General features: G+C 70.4%; 17 protein-coding genes. 11 read left to right on the forward strand and 6 right to left on the reverse strand.

Going from position 1 to position 21,913, the window contains the following annotated elements:
- The first annotated feature begins 6 nt into the window (after positions 1-6).
- From OG933_RS42270 to OG933_RS42280, 3 genes are all read left to right on the forward strand, one after another.
- The gene (locus OG933_RS42270; protein ID WP_405632605.1) at positions 7-1,647 is read left to right on the forward strand and encodes a bifunctional 3-(3-hydroxy-phenyl)propionate/3-hydroxycinnamic acid hydroxylase; all 1,641 of its coding nucleotides are present in this window, start codon (positions 7-9) and stop codon (positions 1,645-1,647) included.
- A 79-nt stretch (positions 1,648-1,726) separates the two neighbouring features.
- Positions 1,727-2,659 carry a class I SAM-dependent methyltransferase gene (locus OG933_RS42275; protein ID WP_385254506.1) on the forward strand — a complete coding sequence of 311 codons (933 nt, stop codon included), beginning with the start codon at positions 1,727-1,729 and terminating at the stop codon, positions 2,657-2,659.
- Positions 2,660-3,071: 412 nt separating this feature from the next.
- Positions 3,072-3,665, forward strand: a complete 594-nt coding sequence (locus OG933_RS42280; RefSeq protein WP_362533400.1) for a malonic semialdehyde reductase — start codon at positions 3,072-3,074, stop codon at positions 3,663-3,665.
- A gap of 181 nt (positions 3,666-3,846) precedes the next feature.
- Here OG933_RS42280 and OG933_RS42285 read toward each other — a convergent pair whose 3' ends face one another.
- From OG933_RS42285 to OG933_RS42295, 3 genes are read right to left on the reverse strand one after another with little or no spacing between them, the layout of a single operon-like run.
- Positions 3,847-6,141 (reverse strand): ABC transporter permease, encoded by a 2,295-nt coding sequence (locus OG933_RS42285; protein WP_405632609.1) that lies wholly within the window; start codon positions 6,139-6,141, stop codon positions 3,847-3,849.
- Positions 6,142-6,144: 3 nt separating this feature from the next.
- Positions 6,145-6,894, reverse strand: coding sequence for an ABC transporter ATP-binding protein (locus tag OG933_RS42290; protein ID WP_362533395.1), 750 nt, complete (start codon positions 6,892-6,894; stop codon positions 6,145-6,147).
- A complete protein-coding gene (locus OG933_RS42295) occupies positions 6,891-7,406 on the reverse strand; it encodes a PadR family transcriptional regulator (protein ID WP_310431145.1) in 516 nt (171 codons plus the stop codon). The genes OG933_RS42290 and OG933_RS42295 overlap by 4 nt, the downstream gene beginning before the upstream one ends.
- A gap of 124 nt (positions 7,407-7,530) precedes the next feature.
- Between OG933_RS42295 and OG933_RS42300 the strand changes: the two genes are divergently transcribed.
- The 5 genes from OG933_RS42300 (at position 7,531) to OG933_RS42320 (ending at position 14,258) form a co-directional block, all read left to right on the forward strand.
- Positions 7,531-8,799: an ABC transporter substrate-binding protein gene (locus OG933_RS42300; RefSeq protein WP_405632612.1), complete on the forward strand. Its 1,269-nt coding sequence runs from the start codon at positions 7,531-7,533 to the stop codon at positions 8,797-8,799.
- Positions 8,800-9,029: 230 nt separating this feature from the next.
- Complete coding sequence (locus OG933_RS42305; RefSeq protein WP_405633698.1) at positions 9,030-10,667, forward strand: glycoside hydrolase family 13 protein; 1,638 nt, start codon at positions 9,030-9,032, stop codon at positions 10,665-10,667.
- 55 nt (positions 10,668-10,722) lie between these two features.
- Positions 10,723-12,051: an ABC transporter substrate-binding protein gene (locus OG933_RS42310; protein ID WP_405633700.1), complete on the forward strand. Its 1,329-nt coding sequence runs from the start codon at positions 10,723-10,725 to the stop codon at positions 12,049-12,051.
- Between the two features lie 6 nt (positions 12,052-12,057).
- Positions 12,058-13,416, forward strand: coding sequence for an ABC transporter permease subunit (locus tag OG933_RS42315; protein ID WP_362533389.1), 1,359 nt, complete (start codon positions 12,058-12,060; stop codon positions 13,414-13,416).
- Positions 13,413-14,258 carry a carbohydrate ABC transporter permease gene (locus OG933_RS42320; RefSeq protein ID WP_142268407.1) on the forward strand — a complete coding sequence of 282 codons (846 nt, stop codon included), beginning with the start codon at positions 13,413-13,415 and terminating at the stop codon, positions 14,256-14,258. The genes OG933_RS42315 and OG933_RS42320 overlap by 4 nt, the downstream gene beginning before the upstream one ends.
- 169 nt (positions 14,259-14,427) lie before the next feature.
- On the opposite strand, the gene OG933_RS42325 is transcribed toward OG933_RS42320, so the two are convergent.
- Together OG933_RS42325 and OG933_RS42330 are read right to left on the reverse strand one after the other, a co-directional pair.
- On the reverse strand, positions 14,428-16,053 hold the full coding sequence (locus tag OG933_RS42325) for an alpha/beta fold hydrolase (RefSeq protein WP_405632614.1): 1,626 nt from the start codon (positions 16,051-16,053) through the stop codon (positions 14,428-14,430).
- A 14-nt stretch (positions 16,054-16,067) separates the two neighbouring features.
- Complete coding sequence (locus tag OG933_RS42330; protein ID WP_405632616.1) at positions 16,068-17,309, reverse strand: alpha/beta hydrolase; 1,242 nt, start codon at positions 17,307-17,309, stop codon at positions 16,068-16,070.
- Between the two features lie 1,117 nt (positions 17,310-18,426).
- Between OG933_RS42330 and OG933_RS42335 the strand changes: the two genes are divergently transcribed.
- From OG933_RS42335 to OG933_RS42345, 3 genes are all read left to right on the forward strand, one after another.
- Positions 18,427-19,260: a DUF4436 family protein gene (locus OG933_RS42335; RefSeq protein ID WP_405633702.1), complete on the forward strand. Its 834-nt coding sequence runs from the start codon at positions 18,427-18,429 to the stop codon at positions 19,258-19,260.
- Positions 19,261-19,531: 271 nt separating this feature from the next.
- The gene (locus tag OG933_RS42340; protein WP_362533381.1) at positions 19,532-20,002 is read left to right on the forward strand and encodes a hypothetical protein; all 471 of its coding nucleotides are present in this window, start codon (positions 19,532-19,534) and stop codon (positions 20,000-20,002) included.
- Positions 20,003-20,155: 153 nt separating this feature from the next.
- Positions 20,156-20,557: a gas vesicle structural protein GvpA gene (locus OG933_RS42345; RefSeq protein WP_362533378.1), complete on the forward strand. Its 402-nt coding sequence runs from the start codon at positions 20,156-20,158 to the stop codon at positions 20,555-20,557.
- Between the two features lie 244 nt (positions 20,558-20,801).
- Here OG933_RS42345 and OG933_RS42350 read toward each other — a convergent pair whose 3' ends face one another.
- Positions 20,802-21,656 carry a peptidoglycan-binding protein gene (locus OG933_RS42350; protein ID WP_362533376.1) on the reverse strand — a complete coding sequence of 285 codons (855 nt, stop codon included), beginning with the start codon at positions 21,654-21,656 and terminating at the stop codon, positions 20,802-20,804.
- Positions 21,657-21,913: the final 257 nt, after the last annotated feature.

A 21,913-nucleotide genomic window follows, 5' to 3' on the forward strand; every position in this document is an offset into this window, starting at 1 on the left:
ACGGAGATGACAGTGGAGACGCAGACGGCCGGCGGCGGGACCGAGACGGAAGCCGTCACCGACACGGACGTGGCCGTCGTCGGCTACGGCCCGGTGGGGCAGGTGCTGGCGATCCTGCTGGCCCGGCGCGGCTGGCGGGTCACGGTCGTGGAGCGCTGGTCCCAGCCGTACCCCATGCCGCGGGCCGTTGGCTTCGACGACGAGGCTGCCCGTATCCTGGCGGCCGCCGGCATCGGGCCCTTCCTCGACAAGTTCGGGGAGAACTCACGGGACTACGCCTGGCGCAACGCCGCCGGCGACACCCTGCTGCACATGGAGAGCGCCGCGAACGGCCACTGCGGTTGGCCGCAAGCGACCGCCATGTACCAGCCGGGACTGGAGGCCATGCTCATCGAGCGGGGCACCGACTTCCCGAACCTGCGGGTCGTCCGCGGACAGGAGGTCGTCGAACTCGACGACCGCGGCGACCTGGTCGAGGTGATCTCCGAGGACCCAGACGAGCAGGAACACACTTTCACCGCGCGGTACGTCGTGGGGTGCGACGGGGCCAACAGCTTCGTCCGGGAGTCCATGGAGAGTTCTCTCACCGACCTCGGGTTCTTCTACGACTGGCTGATCTGCGACGTCGTACTGGACGAGCCGCGCGACTTCCGTCCCAACAACCTGCAGATCTGCGACCCGCAGCGGCCGCGGACCGCCGTGTCGGCCGGCCCCGGGCACCGCCGCTTCGAGTTCATGCGGCTGCCGGGCGAGAACATCGAGGAGCTGAGGCGCGACGACACCCTGTGGCGCATGCTGGAGATGTTCTCCGTCCACCCGGACAACGCGACACTCGAACGGCACGCCGTCTACACCTTCCAGGCCCGCTGGGCGGGGGAGTGGCGCAAGGGCCGGCTGCTGATAGCGGGGGACGCCGCACACCTCATGCCGCCCTTCGCGGGGCAGGGCATGTGCTCGGGCTTCCGGGACGTGGCCAACCTTTCATGGAAGCTCGACCTGGCACTGCGCGGTCTCGCCGACGACTCAGTACTCGACACCTATACCGTCGAGCGCCGGGCGCACGTCCAGAACGCCGTCACCACGTCCGTGAAACTCGGCAAGGTCATCTGCGTGACCGATCCCGCAGCCGCCGCCGACCGGGACGCGATCATGCTGGCTGCCCGCGACCGCGAGGGCGCCGCCGCGCTGCCGATGTCGACCGTGGTCCCCCTCGACGAAGGCCTGTTCCAACGGGCCAGCGACGGCACGCCACTGAGGCCGGCCGGCACCCTGTTCCCACAGGCCAGGGTGGCGGACGCCGAAGGGGAGGGACTGCTCGACGAGATCGTCGGACTGGGCTTCGTACTGCTCGCCGTCAGCGATCCGGCGGCGCTGCTCGACGACCGGCGGCGCGTCTTCCTCGACGGTCTCGGCACGCGCTGCGCGTACATCCTGCCCGCGGGCACGGAACCCGGGAAGTCCGGTCCCGGCGCTGTGGTCGACATCGAGTGCCGCTATCTGCCGTACCTGGCCGAGAACGGCGCGACGGCCGTGCTGGTGCGCCCCGACTTCACCGTCTTCGGCGCGGCGAACGGACCCGAGGAACTGGGCGAACTGGTGGACCAACTCGCCCACCGGCTGGGGGCACCGCTCCCGGCTGCCGACTGAAAACCCCCGCCCTGGCGAATTTACCGATTTCTGGCAGCACCATGAGAAAGGAACACGGAACATGGGTGCACGCGAAGATATGTATGGCTTGTTCACAAGTGTCAACGAGATCAACCTGACAAATGATCAGGACGCTCAGAGCGCCAAGGAGGGCACACACAAGAAGAACATCTCCACCAGCTACGACCTGCAGGCCAGGATGTCGAAGAAGGGCATCCTGTGGAACTGGGGTTACCACGACGACCAGGTGGCCAAGGAGATCAGCGCCCGCATTCCCGGATTCCTCGACTACGACACGGACGGCTTCTCCGAGGAGCTGTACTTCGCCGCACTCAGGGAGGTGCCGCTCGACCTGGACGACTACGCGGACAAGTTCGTTCTCGAGGTCGGCTGCGGACTGGGCGAGGGCCTGAACTTTCTCTCCCGTGTCGTCGACGCGAAGAGCATGATCGGCCTCGACCTGTCGGACCAGGCCGTCAAGCGGGCCAACGCCTCGTTGTCCCGCAAGGGCCTGCGCTATGTCCAGGGCGACGCGGAGAACCTGCCGTTCGAGGACGGCGAGGTCGACGTCCTGGTGAACATCGAGAGCGCGCACAACTACCCGAGTCTGGAGAAGTTCCTGAAGGAGGTGGCGCGGGTGCTCAAGCCGGGCGGCCACTTCACGCACGTCGACCTCTACACCACGCAACGCCACGCATTCCTGAAGGAGCTCCAGGAGACAGACCTCGGCCTGGAGTGGGTGCTTGACCGTGACATCTCGCCCCAGGTGCGGGCCGCGATCCACGGGCGGCTGTCCCCGGAGGGGTCCTTCCACAAGGCACTGCGGGAGCAGCGGGTCGGTGCCATCCAGCGGCACATGGCCAAGCGGGTCGGCCCGGAGGCCGTGGGCGGCTCCTTCGCGGGCTACACCGACAGCGGCTCCACCAGACTGCTGAAGAAGATGGGCGTGCTGCCGTCGCAGTTCATGCCGCCGGTGGACAGCTACCGGCACTACGTGGCCAAGAAGATCTGATCTTCGTCCGCTGAGCTCCTGCAGCTGGCGTCGGGGCACTGCCGACAACTGCTGCCCACGCAGCACCGTGCAGCGTGAGGCAGGGGCATGATGACGACCCGAGAACGTTCACTCGTCGCCGGGCCGGCGCGGCACGGCCTGGGCTTGCCGCCGATGACGGTGGCGTCCTCGGCGTCGCCCTTGCCGGTGGGTGACCGGTGGAAGACGCTCCCCCAATCTCCAATACCGCGAATGGGAAATGCGTGTCACCGGCCGCCGTTGCGTTATGGCTCAAAAAGGTCGAGCGATATCGCCATTTCCGCTCCGCGGTAGGCAGGTGCAGCTTCTCTCAGGTATTCTCCCGACCGTGCAGAAATGGTCGAAAAATTCACCCATGAGTCGACCGTTCCCCTCGTTCGCAAGGAATGTATCCATGTCTCTCAGTCTCGACCCCGCGGCGCAGGACCTGCTCTTCCGGCAGGCCCGTACCGCCAACACGTTCACCGAGGAACCGGTGACGGACGAGCAGGTTCAAGCCATCTACGACCTGGTCAAGTACGCTCCCACGTCGCTGAACCAGCAGCCGCTCCGTATCGTCCTGGTTCGTTCGGACGAGGCTCGCCGGCGTCTGGTCCAGCACCTCGCCGAAGGGAACAACAAGAAGGCCGAGACGGCGCCGCTGGTCGCGATTCTCGCCGCGGACAACGAGTTCCACGAGGAGCTTCCGGAGCAGCTCCCACATTTTCCGCAGGCCAAGGACCTGATGTACTCCGACCGGAGCGTGCGGGAACAATCCGCAAATTTCAATGCCGCTCTGCAGGTGGGCTATTTCATTCTCGGGATTCGGGCTGCGGGCCTGGCCGCCGGCCCGATGACCGGATTCGATGCCGACGGCATCAACAAGGAGTTCTTCGCCGACGGCGAGCACTCGGTTCTCGCCGTGGTCAACATGGGCAAGCCGGGTGAAAACGCATGGTTCGACCGTTCCCCCCGCCTTGCCTATGACCAGGTGGTCACGACGGTCTGACGCACCTGATCAGCCGTGCTCACCCGGTCGACGACCGGGTGAGCCCCGGACGGTTTGGGCGTCCTGTGCGGGCGGGGCCCACGAGGGAGACGTCGAACGTCACCCTGTGAGTTCCCTCGCCCGACCTCAATCTTGCCCGGCTCCGGGGGACCTCAAGGCGTCCGGCCCTCACTTCCGCGGGCTACGCCACCGCGCTCATCGTGTCCGCGAGGCGGCGCCGGGAGGCGCGGGTCGCCGGCAGCGCGGCGAGTGCCACGGCGCCCAGCAACGCCGTCGCGCCGAACGCGGTCAGTGCCACGGGGGACGGAGCCTGTGCGATTCCGGCTCCGATGCCGCTCGACCGGCCCTGGGCGTCGATCAACCAGGAGGAGAGGGGCAGGCCCACCGCCATGGCCACGGCGATCGCGGCCCCCACGGTGCACCCCGTGGCCGTGACGGTGATCGCGGTGATCTGCCGTGGCGACAAGCCGATCGCCTTGAAGGCGAGCAGATCCCGTTCGCTCTCGCGCAGCGCACCGCCGATGCTGGTCAGCAGATCGACGAGCCCGATGAGCGCCAGGACGCCGAGCAGGCCGACGACGACACTGCGCAGGGGCGACAGACCGTCGGCGGGGTTCGTCACGGTGTGCACGTCCAGCTGTCCACGCCCGGCCGCGGCGCTCAGTTCGGCGGCGACGCGGTGCGGATCCGCGCCGTCCCGCAGCCGGACCTGGTACAGCGTCGGCCGGAGTTCGGCGTCGTTCCCCCGGAGGGTGTCGAGCGATGTGGAGATGACCCGGCCGGCGTTCTCCGGCTCGATGCTGCGGCCGACGATGTGCAGGATCTGGGGCCGGCCGCTCACCGTCATGCGCACCCAGTCGCCGACCCGGACGTCCAGCAGGTCCAGCAGTCCCTGCCCGGCCACCGCCTCGTCGGAACCGTGCGCGGGGTGGCCCTCGGCCAGCGTGTAGGGGTACGGATCCGTACGGGTGCCGAGACCGCGCAGGGCGATCGTCGCCGTCTGGCCCGGCACCAGGGCCGCCACCTCGACGCCCGGATAGGCGGCGGCGACCTCGGGACGCTGGGCCAGCAGCTCCCGGGTCGCGGCGTCGCTCAGGCCGTCGTCGGCGCGGACGGTGAGCGCGGCCGCCAGCCCCATCTCCTCCGGCGTGCGGTGGAAGCGGTCGATGGTCGTCCACGCGCTCATCGCCACCACGATCAGCGTCAGCGGCAGCGCGAGGCGGACGATCGTGGCCAGTGAACGCGGGCGACGCGTGAACGCCTTGTGCCAGCCGAGGACCAGCGCGGGCGGCAGCCGCAGGCCGAGCGCGCGACGCGCCACGCCCGACAGCCGCCCCCCGGCCGGGCCTGCGGTCCGCGGCACTGGAACCGGCGGCACCCGGCCCGCCCGCCAGGCCGCGAGCCCGGTGGTCGCGCCGATGAACAGCACCACTCCCACCGGCACCACGACCAGGGTCGCCGCATGTCCCGGCAGCCCCTGCCACACCCCGACCGCGTCCCCCAGCCGCCCCGGCAGCCGGCTGCCCAGCGCCTGGGTGAGCCCCGCCGCGGCCACGGCGCCCAGCAGCGCGTAGGCGAGATGCTGGAGCAGGAAGACCCGCATGACCTGGCCCGGTGTGAAACCGATCGCCTTGAGGATCGAGATGTCCCGCAGATGCCCTCGGATGCGGGTACCGATGGCCCCGTGCACGGCGAGTCCGGCGGCGACGAGCGCGCCGAGACCGAACAGGCCGAGTATCTGGCCGAGCAGCCGGTCGTCGCCCTGCGCCTCGGCTCGCGCCTGCTGCCAGGTGGCGACCTCCCGCACGGCGCCGGCGCCGAGCACGGTGACGGCGCGCTGGACGGCGTAGTCGGTGTCCCCGGGATCCGTCAGACGCAGCCCGATCACCTGACCGCGGTCGGTGCCCGTGCGCGGCACGGTGGACGGCAGCGCCCAGGCAAGGCCCGGCTGCTCACCCTGGCGGTAGTGCGGCTCGGGGCTGTCGGCGACGCCGAGGACGGTCAGCGTCGCGGCACCGCCCGGCAGGGTGAGCACATCTCCGGGCTCGGCCAGCAGCGCCCGGGCGAGGCTGCTCTCCAGCACCACACCGTCGGGCCTCCCCGGGTCGAGCCAGCGGCCGGAGACGAGCAGGGGCCGTCCGACCGCGGGTCGCTCGGTGGTGCCACGCAGTTCGACCGGGGCGCGGGCGCCGCGGGAGGCGACCGTGGTGGAAGCGGTGGGGTAGGGGCCGGCGACGGACTCGACGCCGGCCAGCCCGGCGAGCCTGGCCGTATCGGCCGAGGGACCGGTGTGGATCGACACGTGTGCGCCACGGGACTGGGTGAAGACACGTTCCCAAGGGTTCGTCGCGTACCCGAAGAGCGCCGCCGCCAGCAGCAGGGAGGTGACGACGCCGACGGTGGCGAGCACCAAAAACAGCGCTTCACCGCGATGCGTCCGCAGGTCCGAGTGCGCCCAGCGCAGCGTGGCTCGCATGGGTCAGTCCTTCAGTTCCAGCACCGCGGATATCCCCTTGCGGGGTGACGGCGTGCCGTCGAGCGTCGCGTCGTCGGCGATCCGCCCGTCGAAGAAGCTGATCACCCGGTCCGCGGTGCTCGCCATGCGCGCGTCATGGGTGACCAGGAGGATGGTCTGGCCGCGCTGGTGGAACCGGGACAGCAGCCGGGTCACCTCGCGGGTGCCCTTGCTGTCCAGGCTGCCCGCGGGCTCGTCCGCGAGCAGCAGGGGCGGATGGTTCACCAGGGCCCGGGCCAGCGCCACCCGCTGCTGTTCGCCGCCGGACAGCTCACCGGGCATGCTCCGCTCCTTGCCGGTCAGGCCGAGCTCGGCCAGCAGCTCCTCCCGCTCCGCGCGGGCCCGCTTGGGGGAGACCCCGGCCAGCAGCGCGGGCAGTTCGACGTTGTCGGCGACGGACAGGTTGGAGACCAGGTTGAAGAACTGGAAGACGACGCCGATCCGGCGCCGGCGGGCCACGGCCCACTGCGCCTCGCTGTAGCCGTCCGTGCACACGCCGTCCAGCCAGATGCTGCCGCTGTCCGGCCGCTGCAGGCCGCCCAGCAGATGCAGCAGCGTCGACTTCCCGGCGCCGGACGGACCGGTGACGGCCACGAACTCGCCCTGCCGCACACACAGGTCCACCCCGCGCACGGCATGGGCGGGAGCGCCCTCGCCGTGGTGGGTCTTCACGAGACCCTCGGCCCGCAGCGCAGGAGTGGGGGTGTCGTTCACTCCGGCTCCTCCAGTTCTTCCTGGCAGCGCTCCAGCCAGTCGAGGTCGGCCTGCAGGTGCAGCATGGCGCCCTCGATGAGCAGCCGGGCCGTCCGGTTGTCGCGGTTCTCGCCGGTGACGAGCTTCGACAGGGTGCGCATGGTGTTCAGGTAGTGGCGTCGTTGCTTGTTGATCAGGGCGATCTGGTCGGCGAGACCGGTCTGCGGGGCGAGCGCGAGCTTCATGAAGAACTCGTCCCGCAACCGCGGCTCGTCCGCCGTCTCCTCGTACCAGACGCGCAGCGCTTCCTGGCCGGCGTCCGTGAGGTGGTAGATCTTCTTGTTGGGCCGACTCGACTGCTCGACCTCCTCGCCCTCGATCAGCCCCGTCTTCTCGAGGCGGCTCAGAGTCACGTAGATCTGGCCGATGTTCGGCTGAGGGTACGCGGCGCCCAACAGTCGCTCAAGGTCCTGCTTGAGCTCGTAGCCGTGGGCCGGGCCGCGCGCCAGCAGGGCCAGGAGGGGCAGGCGCACTCGTGCTGTCCTCCTCGCAGCCTCGTATTGTGTTCCAGGCCCTAGTATCGCCCATACCTAACGGGTATACATAGCCTCTGACTCCGGGCGAGGGTGCCCGGCGCCGGTGTACTGGGAGGAACCTATGCGGTGGATACGTGCCGCCGGTAGGGGCCTCCTCGTTCTCGCCGTCGTCCTGGCCGGTTACGGCGCTTCCGGCGCCCGGGCGGCAGGCGGGCCGGAGGGGCGCGGACCGCTCACCCTCGCCACCGCCGGCGACCTCACCGGCTATCTCGGCCCGCTGCTCCAGGGCTGGAACCGGGCCCATCCCGGCGAGAAGGTCACCCTCGTCGAACTGCCGGACTCGGCGGACGAGTCGCGCGCCCAGATGATCACCGATCTGCGCGGCGGCACCCGCAGCCGGTTCGACGTCCTCAACATCGACGTCGCCTGGACCTCGGAGTTCGCCGCCGCCGGCTGGATCCGCCCGCTGCCGCGCGACCGTTTTCCGCTGGACACCTTCCTCCGGCCGGTCGTGGACACGGCGACGTACGACGGCCGGCTGTACGCCGTCCCCTACGTCACCAACGCCGGGCTGCTCCTCTACCGCAAGGACGTCCTCGCCGAGGAGGGCGTCCCGCCGCCCCGCACCTGGGCCGAACTGGAGCGGGCCGCGAAGACCATCGCGCCCCGGCACGGACTCGACGGCTACGCGGGGCAGTTCCTGCCCTACGAGGGCCTCACCGTCAATGCGGCCGAGGCCGTGTACTCGGCGGGCGGCACGATCCTCGGCGACGAGGGCGACCGCGTCACCGTCGACTCGGCCGCCCGCGAGGGCATCGGGTTCCTCGCCCGCGGCGTCCGGGACGGTTGGGTGCCGAAGGAGGCCCTGACCTACACGGAGGAGGAGTCCCGGCAGGCCTTCCAGGACGGACACCTCCTCTTCCTGCGCAACTGGCCCTACGCGTACGTCAGCGCCTCCGCCACGGGCTCCGCGCTCGCCGGCAAGGTCGGCGCCGTACCGCTGCCGGGGCGCGACGGGCCCGGCACCAGCGTGCTCGGCGGCTCCAACCTGGCCGTCAACACCCATGCCGAGCACCCCGACACCGCCGCGCGCCTGATCGCGTACCTCACCAGCGAGGGCGTCCAGCGGCAGGTGCTCACCCGGGGCGCGCTGCCGCCCGTACGCGCGGATCTGTACGAGGACCCGGAACTGGTGCGCCGGTTCCCGTACCTGCCGACCCTGCGCGCGAGCGTCCTGACGGCCGCGCCGCGGCCCAAGAGCCCGCGCTACGACCAGGTCAGCATGGTGGTTCAGGCGGTCGTGCACGACGCGATGTCCGGGCACTCGACGCCCGAGGCGGCGGTACGTCGGCTGGCCCGGGAGCTGGCAGCCATCTCCCGCCGCGGCTGACTTCCCTCAGCCGACATCGACCTTCCCTAGTTACATGTTAGGTAACGCCGATGTATCAACCGGGTGCGATTTGCCCCGGTAACTTCACTTCTGTCACCCCCGCTCGTCAGATGACTGCTGCCTGTTCGTTGACACCTCCGTGAAACGCCTACATAACATGCATGCATAACAGTCAGCCCGCACAGACAGGCCAACGGGTGAGCTCCCAGCACATCGACACGCGCATCGACATGCGCATCGACACGCACCACTGGTGGCGTGAAGCAGTGATCTACCAGGTGTACGTCCGCAGCTTCCTGGACAGCACCGGCGACGGCGTCGGCGATCTCGCCGGAGTCCGCGCCGGACTGCCGTACCTGAAGAAGCTGGGTGTCGACGGGATCTGGCTGAGCCCCTTCTACCCCTCCCCGCAAGCCGACCACGGCTACGACGTCGCCGACTACTGCGACGTCGACCCGCTCTTCGGCGACCTCGCCGAGTTCGACCGGCTGGTGGCGGCCGCCCGGCGGCTGGGCGTCAAGGTGTTGCTCGACATCGTCCCCAACCACTGCTCCAGCGAGCACCCCTGGTTCCGCGAGGCGCTGGCCTCGGCGCCGGGCAGTCCCGCCCGGGCCCGGTTCCACTTCGCCGACGGGCGGGGAGCGGACGGCGCCGAGCCGCCCAACAACTGGCACGCCATGTTCGGCGGCCCGGCCTGGAGCCGGGTGACCGAGGCGGACGGCCGTCCGGGCCAGTGGTACCTGCACATGTTCACGCCCGAACAGCCCGACTGGAACTGGCGCGACCCCGAGGTCGGCGCGTACTTCGACCGTGCACTGCGGTTCTGGCTGGACCGGGGCGTCGACGGCTTCCGCATCGATGTGGCCGCCGGCCTCTTCAAGCACCCCGAGCTGCCCGACTCGCCGGATCCCGAGGCCGATGCCCGCACCCGCGACTCCGTCAACCCGCTCGCCTGGAACCAGCCCGAGGTGCACAACGTGTGGCGGCGCTGGCGGGCGGTGTGCGAGGAGTACACGGCACACGACGGCCGCGAACGGCTCCTGGTCGGCGAGGTCTCGGTCCCGACCGCCCGCGAACACGCGCTGTACGTCCGCCCCGACGAACTCCACCAGGCCTTCTTCTTCGACCTGCTGAGCGCCTCCTGGGACGCCGACGCCTTCCGCAAGGTCATCACCGAGGCCATGCAGGACATCGCCGGAACGGGGTCGACCGTCACCTGGGTCCTCAACAACCACGATCAGGTCCGCACGGTCACCCGCTACGGCGAGCCGGCCGTGGAGGGCAGCGGCCTCGGTGCCGCCCGCGCCCGCGCCGCCGCCCTGCTGTTGCTGGCGCTGCCCGGTGCCGCGTACATCTACCAGGGCGAGGAGCTTGGCCTGCCCGAGGTCGTCGACCTGCCCGACGACGTGCTCACCGACCCGATCTTCCGCCGTACCGGCAGCCGGGCCCGTATCCGCGACGGCTGCCGGGTACCGCTGCCGTGGTCCGGGCAGGCCTCACCGTTCGGCTTCACCTCCGGCGTCGACGCCACCAAACCCTGGCTGCCGCAGCCCGACTACTTCGCCGAGTACGCCACCGATCGCGCCCTCGCAGACACCCGCTCCTTCTGGCACCTCTACCGCGACGGCCTTCAGCTGCGCGCCACCCTGCCCCAGCTGGGCGAGGGCACGCTGCGCTGGCTCGACACCCAGCCCGGCGTCCTCGCCTTCGCCCGTGGCGACGGGCTGGTCTGCGCCGTCAACTTCGGAACGGCACCCGCCCCGGCGCCCGTTCCCGGCATCCCCCTGCTGTCCAGCGGCCCCTGCCGGGCCGGGGTGCTCCCCGGCTCCACGGCCGCCTGGTGGATCGGTGACGACACCGACTCCTGAGCACGACCACCTCTCCATCCGCCGCCAACTCCCCTTCTACGAACGGACATCAACGATGATGCGACGACGTACCACCCTGCTCAGCGGCTGCACCGCTCTCGTCCTGGCACTCGGCGCCACCGCCTGCGGAGGCGGCGACCCCGTCTCTGCGGGCGGCGGCGACAAGGCACTGGGCGGTCAGACGGTCACCGTGGCCGGCGTCTGGTCCGGTGCCGAGCAGAAGAACTTCCAGAAGGTGCTGGACGCGTTCGCCGAGAAGACCGGCGCCAAGACCCAGTTCGTGTCCACCGGCGACAACGTCTCCACCGTCGTCGGCAGCAAGATCGAAGGCGGCAACGCCCCCGACGTCGTGATGGTCCCGCAGGTCGGCGTGCTCCAGCAGTTCGCCGGCAACGGCTGGCTCGAGCCGCTGTCGTCGACCACCCAGAAGTCCGTCGCCGCCAACTACGCGAAGGTCTGGAAGGACTACGGCAGCGTCAAGGGCACCCTCTACGGCCTCTACTTCAAGGCAGCCCACAAGTCGACCGTCTGGTACAGCCCCGCCGCCCTCGACCAGGCCGGCGTCCAGCCCCCGAAGACCTACGACGAGATGCTGAAGGCCGGGCGGACCGTCTCTGACTCGGGCCTCGCAGCCTTCTCCGTCGCGGGCCAGGACGGCTGGACGCTCACCGACTGGTTCGAGAACGTCTACCTCTCCCAGGCCGGACCCGAGAAGTACGACGCCCTCGCCGCCCACGAACTGAAGTGGACCGACCAGAGCGTGGTCGACGCCCTCACCACGCTCGGCAAGCTCTTCCAGGACAAGCAGCTCCTCGCGGGCGGCCAGAAGGGCGCTCTCAACACCGACTTCCCGGGCTCCGTCGAGAAGGTCTTCGGGCCCGAGCCCGAAGCGGGCATGGTCTACGAGGGCGACTTCGTCGCAGGCGTCGCCAAGGACCAGTTCGGCCGGAAGATCGGCCAGGACGCCAACTTCTTCGCGTTCCCGCCCGTCGGCGGGGGCGAGGCACCCGTGGTCAGCGGCGGCGACGCGGCCGTCGTCCTCAAGGACGGCAAGAACTCCAAGGCCGGCATGGCGCTGCTGGAGTACCTGGCCACCCCGGAGGCCGCCGCCGTCTGGGCCGAGACGGGCGGCTTCCTCTCCCCGAACAAGAAGCTCGACCTCGCCTCCTACGGCGACGACGTCACCCGCACCACCGCCAAGTCGCTCATCACCGCCGGGGACTCCGTCCGCTTCGACATGTCCGACCAGGCCCCGGCCGCGTTCGGCGGGACGAAGGGCGCCGGCGAGTGGAAGATCCTCCAGGACTTCCTGCGCGACCCGTCCGACCCGAAGGCCACCGCGGCGCAGCTGGAGACCGCCGCGGCCAAGGCCTACAAGGGCTGACCGGCGATGACCGCCACGCTCACGAAGACGGCCGCACCACCCGCCGCCGCGACCGTCGCCCGCAAGCGGCGGGCCCGGCGGCGGGGCAGGACCGTCGCCCTGCTCTTCGTCCTGCCCGCGCTGCTCCTGCTCGGCGCCCTCGTCGTCTACCCCGTGCTGTTCTCGGTCGGCCGCAGCTTCTTCGACGCCTCCGGGACCCAGTTCGTGGGCGGCGACAACTACACCGAGATGTTCCGCGACCCGGCCACCCTCAAAGCCGTACGCAACACCGCGATCTGGGTGGTCGTGGCGCCGACCCTGCTGACCGGCCTGGGCCTGATCCTCGCCGTGCTCGTCGAGAAGATCCGCTGGGCCACGGCCTTCAAGCTGCTGCTCTTCATGCCCATGGCCGTCTCCTTCCTCGCCGCGGGCATCATCTTCCGGCTCGCCTACGACGAGGACCCCGACAAGGGCGTCCTGAACGCGGCGGCCGTCGGCGTCCACGACGCCTTCCAGGACACCGCCTCCTACCCGACCGCCCGCGCCCGTGACGGCGAGGGCCTGACCCGGGGCGCCGACGGCTCGTACCGCACCGGCACGAGCGTGTCGCCCGGCGACACGGTCGCCCTCGGCCTGGTCGGCGTCGCGCCCAAGGAGCTGCCGGCCGGCGCGGAACCGGCCTACCCGGCGGCCGCCCGCACAGCGGGCCCCGGCGAACTGCGCGGAGTCGTCTACCTGGACTTCACCCCCGGCGGGGGAGGGAAGCAGGGTGTGGTGGACCGCCGGGAGAGCGGGCTGCCGAAGATGGAGGTCGAGGCGGTGCGCGACGGCAGGACCGTCGCGAGCACCACCACCGCGGCCGACGGCTCCTTCCGCTTCCCCGGCCTGGAGACAGGCTCGTACACCGTCACCCTCCCCGGCTCGAACTTCGCCCAGCCCTACGACGGCGTGTCCTGGCTCGGCCCTGCACTGGTCACCCCGGCGATCATCGGCGCCTACCTGTGGATCTGGACGGGCTTCGCGATGGTGCTGATCGGCGCGGGCCTGTCCACGCTGCCGCGTGACTCGCTCGAGGCCGCGCGGATGGACGGCGCCAACGAGTGGCAGGTGTTCCGCCGGATCACCGTGCCGCTGCTGGCGCCCGTGCTCACGGTGGTCTTCGTGACCCTCGTGATCAACGTGATGAAGGTGTTCGACCTCGTCTACATCATCGCCCCCGGCCCGGTGCAGGAGGACGCCACCGTGCTGGCCACCCAGATGTGGCTGGTGTCCTTCGGCGGCGGCAACGACCAGGGACTGGGCAGCGCCCTCGGCGTGCTGCTCCTGCTGCTGGTGATCCCCGCCATGGTCTTCAACGTCCGTCGTTTCCGAGGGAGTCAGCGATGAACCTCAGTGCGCTTCGGCGCGGGCTCGGCAACAGCCTGGTGCAGGCCGTCCTCGTGGTCATCGGACTGCTCTGGCTCACGCCGCTCGCCGGACTGCTCGTGTCGTCCCTGCGGTCGGCGCAGGACACGGCCAAGGGCGGCTGGTGGACGGCGATCACCAGTCCGGGCCAGCTGTCCTTCGACAACTACACATCGTTGCTGGGCAACGCCGGGATGACGCAGGCGTTCTGGAACACCGTGCTGATCTCGGTGCCGACGACGCTCTTGGTGGTGGCGATCGCCGCACTGGCGGGGTACGCCTTCGCCTGGCTGGAGTTCCCCGGCCGTGACGCCCTCTTCCTGCTCGTGGTCGCGCTCCTGGTGGTGCCCGTGCAGATCGGCCTGCTGCCGGTGGCCAAACTCTTCGGCCAACTGGGGCTGTTCGGCACGATTCCCGGCGTCGTACTCTTCCACGTCTCCTACGGCCTGCCGTTCGCGATCTTCCTGCTGCGGAACTACTTCGCCGAGATACCGCGGGAGATGCTGGAGGCGGCCCGCATGGACGGGGGCAACGAGTGGCGCATCTTCACCCGGCTCGTGCTGCCGGTGGGACGGCCCGCCCTGGCGAGCCTGGCCATCTTCCAGTTCCTGTGGGTGTGGAACGACATGCTGGTGGCGCTGCTGTTCGCCGACAGCTCCTCCCAGCCGCTGACCGTGGAACTCCAGTCGCAGATACGGCAGTTCGGCAGCAACATCGATGTGCTCGCGCCGGGCGCGTTCCTGTCCCTGATCGTCCCGGTGGCCGTGTTCTTCGCCTTCCAGCGGCACTTCGTGCAGGGGGTCATGGCGGGGTCCGTGAAGTAGGCCCGGTGCCGGCGCCCCGTGGCTCCAGTCGGACACCCTGGGCGAACTTCCGCGAACGCAGGTGCGGACGGACAACTGGGCCTGCACCACCGGGGCCTGCATCCACCACGTCGGAGGATGCAGGCCCCGCCGGTTCCGGCGCCGTGGGCGGCGGTCGCCGGCAAGCGACCTACGGTGCGATCTCGAACTGCGGTGGCTGGAGTCCCGCGACGCAGCTGGTGTCCGGCGCGGCAGGGCGGGCGAAGAACGACGTGGTGATCGTCTGCGCGCACCGCGAGTCGGCGAACACCACGTGCGCGACGTAAGGGACCGTGACGGCGGTGGAGCGACTCAGCGTACGGGCGACGTACGCCCCGTTGCTCGGCGCCGTCTGGGCGTCGAACCCGCCGGACAGGGCGAGGGTCGGGATGTCGCTGCGGGTCACGTCCCGGACCCACGGGGGCGCCGGGGGGACGTCCCAGGCACGGCAGTCGTCGTGGAGCCAGGCGAGTTGCGGGGCGTTGGCCAGCATCGATCGGGGGAACGTCGGGAACGCGCGGCGTCCGCCCCGGATGATGTCGGCCCGGCTCTCGTACGGAGTCCACTGACTGCAGAAGACGCCGTAGACCAGCCCGTGGGCGACCCTTCCGATGGCCTGCGGGCTGTACTTGCCGCCCGCGAGCTGCTCGGCGATCCGCTGCGGGTTGCCGTGGGCCAGTTCGTCGATCGAGCGCGGCACCCCGGCAGCCACGTGGGTGGCCGAGGTCAGCCAGGTGACCAGGTTGCCCCCGTCCAGCACGACCTTCACCGGCTCCGGGTGGACCGGGACCGTGACGGTGGTGGTGATCGGCTTGGCCTCCAGCTCACTGACGAGGCGGAGGAAGGTGGCCTTCAGGTGCGGGTAGCGGGTGTTGCAGGCGGGCTGCTTCTCGCAGGCCTTGAACAGGCCGTCGAAACCCTCTCGTGCCGCCTTCCAGGTCACGGCCCCGCCGGCGATGGACGGCGGCAGGACGCCGTCGATGCCGACCGAGCGGATGCCCTTCGGGTGCAGGCGCATGTAGTTGAGCGCCAGGTGGGTGCCGTAGGAGATCCCGAAGACGTTCCACTTCTTGACACCCAGTGTCTTGCGCAGGGCGTCGTAGTCGGCCGAGCTCTCGATGTCGTTGTAGGTGCTGCGGTCGGCGCCCTTTGCGTCCACGCGGTCGCGGCAGGCCCGGGTCGCCTCGACGTGCAGGCGCCCGGTGGACGGCGCGTTGGAGACGAGGCCGAGGGCGCGGGCGTTGAACCGGTCGATGTTCGGGCAGGTGAGCTCCGGGTCGGCCGAGTAGGTGCCGCGCTGGGACATGAAGATCACGTCGCGGTCGCGGTTCAGGTGGCCGGCGAGCGCCATCGGGATCTCGGAGACCGCGTCGTCGCCGGGGCCGCCGGCGAGCCACACGATCGGGTCGGGCGCCGGGCGGCTGCGCTCCGCGGGCATGATCGCGACAGCGAGGGTGATCGTGCGTCCGTCGTGGCCCCCGTACCCCTGGGGTTCCTTGGGCCCCTTGGCCTGGGAACGCTTCTCGGGCACGGTGAGGGTGCCGCAGCGGGCGCGCGCGAGATCGGGGATCGGGTCCGCGGTCCTGGGGCAGGGGCCCGGTTCGAAGTGGGCGTCGCCCACCGTACGGGCGACCGTGCCGATCGGCCGGTCGGTGCCGGACTCGGCGTGTGCGGGCATCGCGGCGAGGCCGACGACGAGGGCGCCGGCCGTGGCTCCGGCCAGCGTTGCCGGGAGCCGTCGAGCGGGGCGCCGGCTGAGGGTCGTACCAGGGGACATCGTGCGTACTCCGGTCAGGGGACGATGGTGAACGGTTTGGGTCGGACTCCCGGCACGCAGCCGGTGTCGGGCGCGGTCGGCCGCGCCAGGAACGAGAGCAGCACCGACGCGGCGCAGGGGTTCTGCGGCACCACCCAGTGGGTGATTCCGGGAATCACCACCGCGGTCGAGCGGGGCAGCGTACGGCCGGTGAACGGCCCCCAGCTCGCCCCGGTCTTGGCGTCGAAGGTGCCGGTGATGATGAGCGCGGGCACCTTGCTGCGGGTGGCCACCCGCTGGACCGCGGTGCGGTCCGGGACGTTCCAGACACGGCACAGGTCGTGCTCGAAGGGCAGCTGCGGTGCGTGGGCCAGCACGGAGTCCGGCCATCCGGGGAAGGCCCGGCGACCCGCCTCGAGCACGTCGCGCTTCGAGAAACCAGGGACCCACTCGGCGCAGGCCACCGAGTGCGTCAGCCCGTGGGCGAACTCGCCGATGGCGGGCGTCGCGCCGGCGGCCTGGGCCCGTGCGAGGCGCTCCGGATGGCCGGCGGCGAGTTCGTAGAGCGCCGCGGGGACGTCGGCGGACGGTACCAGTTGGCCGTTGGCGACCAGCAGGTTCACCAGCGTGCCCCCGTCGAGGACGACCTTCACCGGGGTTCCGCCACCGGGCGGCGGTACGGTCAGCGTCAGGGGGTTCGCCTCCAGCCGCCGGACCTGTTGGGTGAGCGTGCGGGACAGGTGCGGGTAGCGGGACTTGCAGGCGGGCTGGGCCGCGCACGCCGCGAAGATCGCGTTGATCCCCTCCTGGGCGCTGTCCCAGGCCCACGGCAGGCTCACGATCTGTGGCGGCACGACCGAGTCGATCGCCAGCGAGCGGATGCCCTGGGGGTGTCGGCGCAGGTAGGTGAGGCCCAGGTCGGTGCCGTAGGAGTAGCCGTAGACGTTCCACTTCTTGATGCCCAGGGCCTTGCGGAGGGCGGCGAAGTCCGCGGCGTTCTCGGTGGTGTTGTAGGCCGTGAGGTCGTTCCCCTCGGCCGTCAGACGGTCCCGGCACGCCTTCGCCGCGCGTACCAGCCCTCGTCCGGTGGACGGCGCGTCGTAGGGCAGGCCGACGGCGGTCGCGTTGAACCGGTCCATCTCCGGGCAGGCGAGGTTCGGCTGTGAGTGGAGGGTGCCGCGCTGGGCCACGACGATGAGATCGCGGTCGCGGTTCACGTCGGAGTCGATCAGGAAGGGGATGGCGCCGAACGCGTCTCCGCCGGGACCGCCCTCCATGAACACCACCGGGTCCGCGGCCCGCGTCTTCGACGCTGCCGGAATGATGGCGACGGCCAGCCGGATGGTCCGCCTCGTGGGGCGCTCGCGGTTCTCGGGGACCTCCAGGAAGCCGCACCGCCCGGGAACCGGGTCCGGCGTCTGCGGGCAGGGGCCCGGTACGAACCGTGCCGGATGCCGCGGCGGCGGCCCGTCGGCAGGCGTCGACCGGGCGCTGCTCGGCGCGGTCCCGACCGCACCGAGGACACCCAGACACGCGGCGAGGAGCGCCGCGTTCGTACGCGCCCTCCGGCCGAGTCGAGGACGGGTGTGTCGAGCCCGGCTCCGTAGGGGTGTCCCGGCCCCGGAAAGGGAGGGCAGGGGCCCGGGACCGATGTCGTGTTCCGCCATGTGATCTCGTCTCTCTGACGTCCCTGGCCACTCCGGTCGGGGGACGGTTGGCATGGCTGCGCCCCGCCGCACGGCCGGGCAGGGCGCTACGCCAGCCTGCGATCGGGCCGGGGCTTGCACCACTCGTCGCCTCCACTTGGAGCAGCCCCGCCTTGGACCGGACGCTGTCCACGGTCACCCGGTCACCGGTCGGCGGGGGCGGGGAGCCATCCCCCTCCGGCGGTGGTCGCTCGGCCGTATGCCGGAGGCCGCCTGTCCCGGGCAGGCGGCGGGCGCGCGCTTCGGTGCCGCCGCATCGTCCGCATGCACGTCCTCGGGCCACCCCGTAGCGTGGATTACGTGCGGTCCGCCAACACTGCCTCGGCGTCGCCCGGGTGGCGCCATGGCTGTCGGTCGGCGCGGCATCACGGCACTCCGGCAGCGGCGCACCCGCAGCGGACCTCAACCCTCCGAAGTTCGAGATGGCACTGAGCCGGTCTCGGTCCAGGTGGCGAAAGCGGGTGGTGTCCGTGAATCGGATGGCGTCGTTGTGTGCCGCTGAGGGTGCGTTGGCTGTGGTCGAAGAAGGGCGCAACGGGGCCGGAATCCTCCTTGTCGTGTGGAACGCGGAACCACCGGACAACTTCCGTGCGGCGAACCGACTGCCGGGCATCCGGACCAAGTGATGCGTCAGGGCCGTCCGGCACCTGCCGACCCGCGTCACCCACGACGTTCCGGAGGGTCCCTCCTGCCCGTGCTCATCCCCATCGCGTTCCTGATCGTGGTGGCGGTGGCCGTCGGCTCGTGGCTGCAGGTCACCGAGCGGCGCGCGGTCGACACGGTGCACACCGTCGGTTCCCCGGCCGCCGACCGGGTGGACGTGGAGGCCGTCGTCCAAAGTGTCGACGCCACGGGCAGAGAGCTGGTGCTGCGGGTCTGGGTGACCCCGCGCGGGAGCCTCGGCGAGGCCGACGGGGCGGCCCCGGTGGCCGATCTCAGCCTCCAGACCTCGGGGGCGACCCTCAGCGACCTGGAGTTCGCGGCGCACGAGCGGCTCGCGACACGGGACGTGCAGGTTGCGCTCACCGGCGGATCGATCAGTGACTACCCGTTCGACACCTACGAGACCGACATCGCGTTCCGGGCACAGCTGGACGGCAAGCAGGTGCCGGTACGGATGCTGTTCTCCAACAACGACACGCTCTTCTCGATCTCCGTGCAACCCGTGCCCTCCCGGCAGGAGGCCGTGGTGGCGCTGAGGCTGGCGCGATCGGGCAGCCTGCTCGCCTTCGCGGTCTTCATGATGGTGGTGATGTGGGCGCTGGCGGTGTCCGTGCTCATCGGGGCCTGGTACCTGACGACCCGCAGTGAGGACCTCGTCTGGCCCGGCCTCGCCTGGATGGCCGCCACCCTGTTCGCCCTGGCCGCGTTCCGTAACACCGCCCCCGGCACGCCCCCGATCGGCTGCGTGCTGGACTGGTTCGCCTTCCTGTGGGCCGAGACCGTCATCGCCCTCTGCCTGATCACCGTGGTCATCACCGGCGTCAACAAGGCCATACACCAGGACGCGCCGCGCACGTAGTGACTCCGGCCCCTGGTCGAGACCGCCGGTGAGGGCCCCCGTGCCCATGGCGGTGTTCCGGCGCGGGCGCCGGGTCGACGAGCGTCCGCAACGGCCCGTCCGAGCGCAGCGGCGCCTCGCACGACGCGAACAGCGCGTCACCCCGTGCGGTCGGACCGGTGGGCAGCCGGTGGGCAACCGGTCGGCAATCGCGATGCGTTCACGGTGTGGTGACATGGGGTCCGCGGTATCGGGCACACGCGATGGAATGCAGGGAAACCAGACGTATGCCATGAGCGACGCGCACGGCCGACCTGGAACACGGGAAGGCGCCGCACCACGGCGGGCCGAGGGAAGGCACCGGCGCACCGGACGGCGAGGGGGCCGGTGGCACCGCAGGCTGCTGGCCTATCGCGCCGTCGAGTTGCTGCCCTCGTCCTCCCCGGGAGGCGGCGCGGGCGAGGAGTGTCTGCTCCTGGTGTACATCCGCAAGGTGGTCGGACGGGTCACCTATCGAGCGTGCGACGAGTGCGCCGAGGGTGTGATCACCGGTGTCGTCCTGGACGAACCGTTCCGCGACTGCGGGCTGGGCACCAGGGCACTGTCGCATCTGCGCTCGCGGCACCCCGACGTCACCTGGCGCACCACACTCGACACCCGCCTGACTCGCGATCTGCTGCGCCGGATGCGCATCCCCAGGGCGGCCGTGGCGGGGAACTGCTCCCACGGCCGGCCCGGCGTCGTCGCCCCCGCCGGTACCTGAGCGGGCGCCGTCAGGCCCGTCTCACCGAGGGCTCGTACATGCGTTTGGCCGCGGGATGTGCGGCAACTTGCACAGGTAGTCCGCACCGCACCGCACCGAGGAACAGCGCCGACGAGACCACGCAGAGACATCAGGGCAAGGGGGTTTGCCGTCATGACCGTGGCGACGCAGCAGGGCGGCGGGGGCGGTTCCAGCGGCCTCTACGACGTCCTCGAGCTCATTCTCGACCGAGGACTGGTGATCGACGCCTTCGTGCGCGTCTCGGTGGTCGGCATCGAAATCCTCAAGATCGACATACGCATCGTCGTCGCCAGCGTCGACACCTACCTGCGCTTCGCCGAGGCGTGCAACCGGCTCGACCTGGAGTCGGGACCACGCAAGCCGGCCGGGCTCATGGAACTCACGGAGAAGATCACCGAGTCCGGCGCCCGCGGCAAGACCAAGGGCGCGCTGTCCGGCGCCGCGGAGACGATCTTCAGCGCCTATCAGCAGGCCCGTGACGAGGGTCAGAGGCGTCAGGGGACACGGTCCGCGCGCAGAAGGCAGACCGATTGAAGCCCAGCGCGCGAGCCGGTCGGCATCGGCTGTCGAGCGGACAGTCGAGCAGGAGTGAGCCTGCTGGTCGGCTGCAGCAGCGCCCTTCTCGCAAGCGGCGCACCCTCGCAGACTGTGTGCTGCCGCTGACCGTTACAGGCGCCCACTGCTTCGACCATGCGCCTGATGAGATACGCGCGCAAACTCGGCAGCCTGCGAGAACGCGAGTTGTCCGACGGTCGGTCCGTTCGTCGTCCACAGAGCCTCAGACCTCGGGGACACCCAGCCTGTCCCAGCTGAACCGGCCGGGGACGCCGTCGGCAGCGCTGCCCTCCAGCCCCAGCTTCTGCTGCCACGCGGAGTAGGAGCGCACATCGCCCGGTCCCCACACATCGATACCGGTGCCGGACGTGTAGCGGTCGCAGTCTTCGGCGACGAGCCGGGTGTGCATCCCCGCGATGACGGGCGATCTGCGTCCCTTCCGGAAGAACGACGCACCGGGGAACGGCTCGAACCGGGGCCCCACAGGCGTCGGTTCATCCGGCCGGGACACGAACGACGGCCAGGAGCCGGGGTCTACATGGTCGTTCTCCGGGACGTGGGCATGGGCGTACCACCCGCCCTGCGACTTCCACTTCGCGGCCGGACACGTGTTGCGGGACAGGGAGGTCGGACGGCCCATGGGCCAGAAGTCCGGTACGCCCCAGGAGCTGATCCACGCGTTCAGCACGTCCCAGCCCTTGCAGGGGGTGTCGACCAGCCTGACGAACACCTGGCCGTTGACGCGACAGTGCGGGAAGAAGAGGGCCTCGATCTGGATGACGACTTTCCCCGACCGGTTCGTGCGAAATCCACCGTCTTCGTCGAACACGGCTTTACTGCGGGAAGTCGCAGGGAAGAACTGGGCGAACGTCCCCGTGAAGGGATCCCAGAGGATGTGCGGAGCTTGTCCCCTGCCGCTTCCTTTGAAGAAGCTCTTGAGGTCGGCGAAGGGGACCAGATTCAGCGGAGCCGCGGCGGTGGCCTCCTCGTCCGCCGTGATGTGCGCGATCGCCCTTGCGGGGAAGCCGGGGTCACAGGGCGCATGGTCCCCGAGATCCACCTTGAGAGCTTGGGGCATCCATGGATCAGGCATCGTGCAGACCTTCCCTCGTCGCATCGCACACGACCGTGGGGTGCCGCAGGGGTGAAACGGGACAGCGGACGCCGGCCGAACAACGGTCCGTGCAGCGGGCCTTCCCGATTCCTACGATGCGTCTGCCGGGGGCCCGCGGCAAACGGGGGCGTCAGGAGGGGAATGGGAATGTTCGTGCGGCGACGGAATGGCGGGCCATGCCCATGATGCCTACGGTGGTATGAGAGGCAATGTCGCACGAA

Source organism: Streptomyces sp. NBC_00016 (assembly GCF_045040885.1).
In the GTDB taxonomy this organism is placed as follows: Bacteria; Actinomycetota; Actinomycetes; order Streptomycetales; family Streptomycetaceae; genus Streptomyces; species Streptomyces coriariae.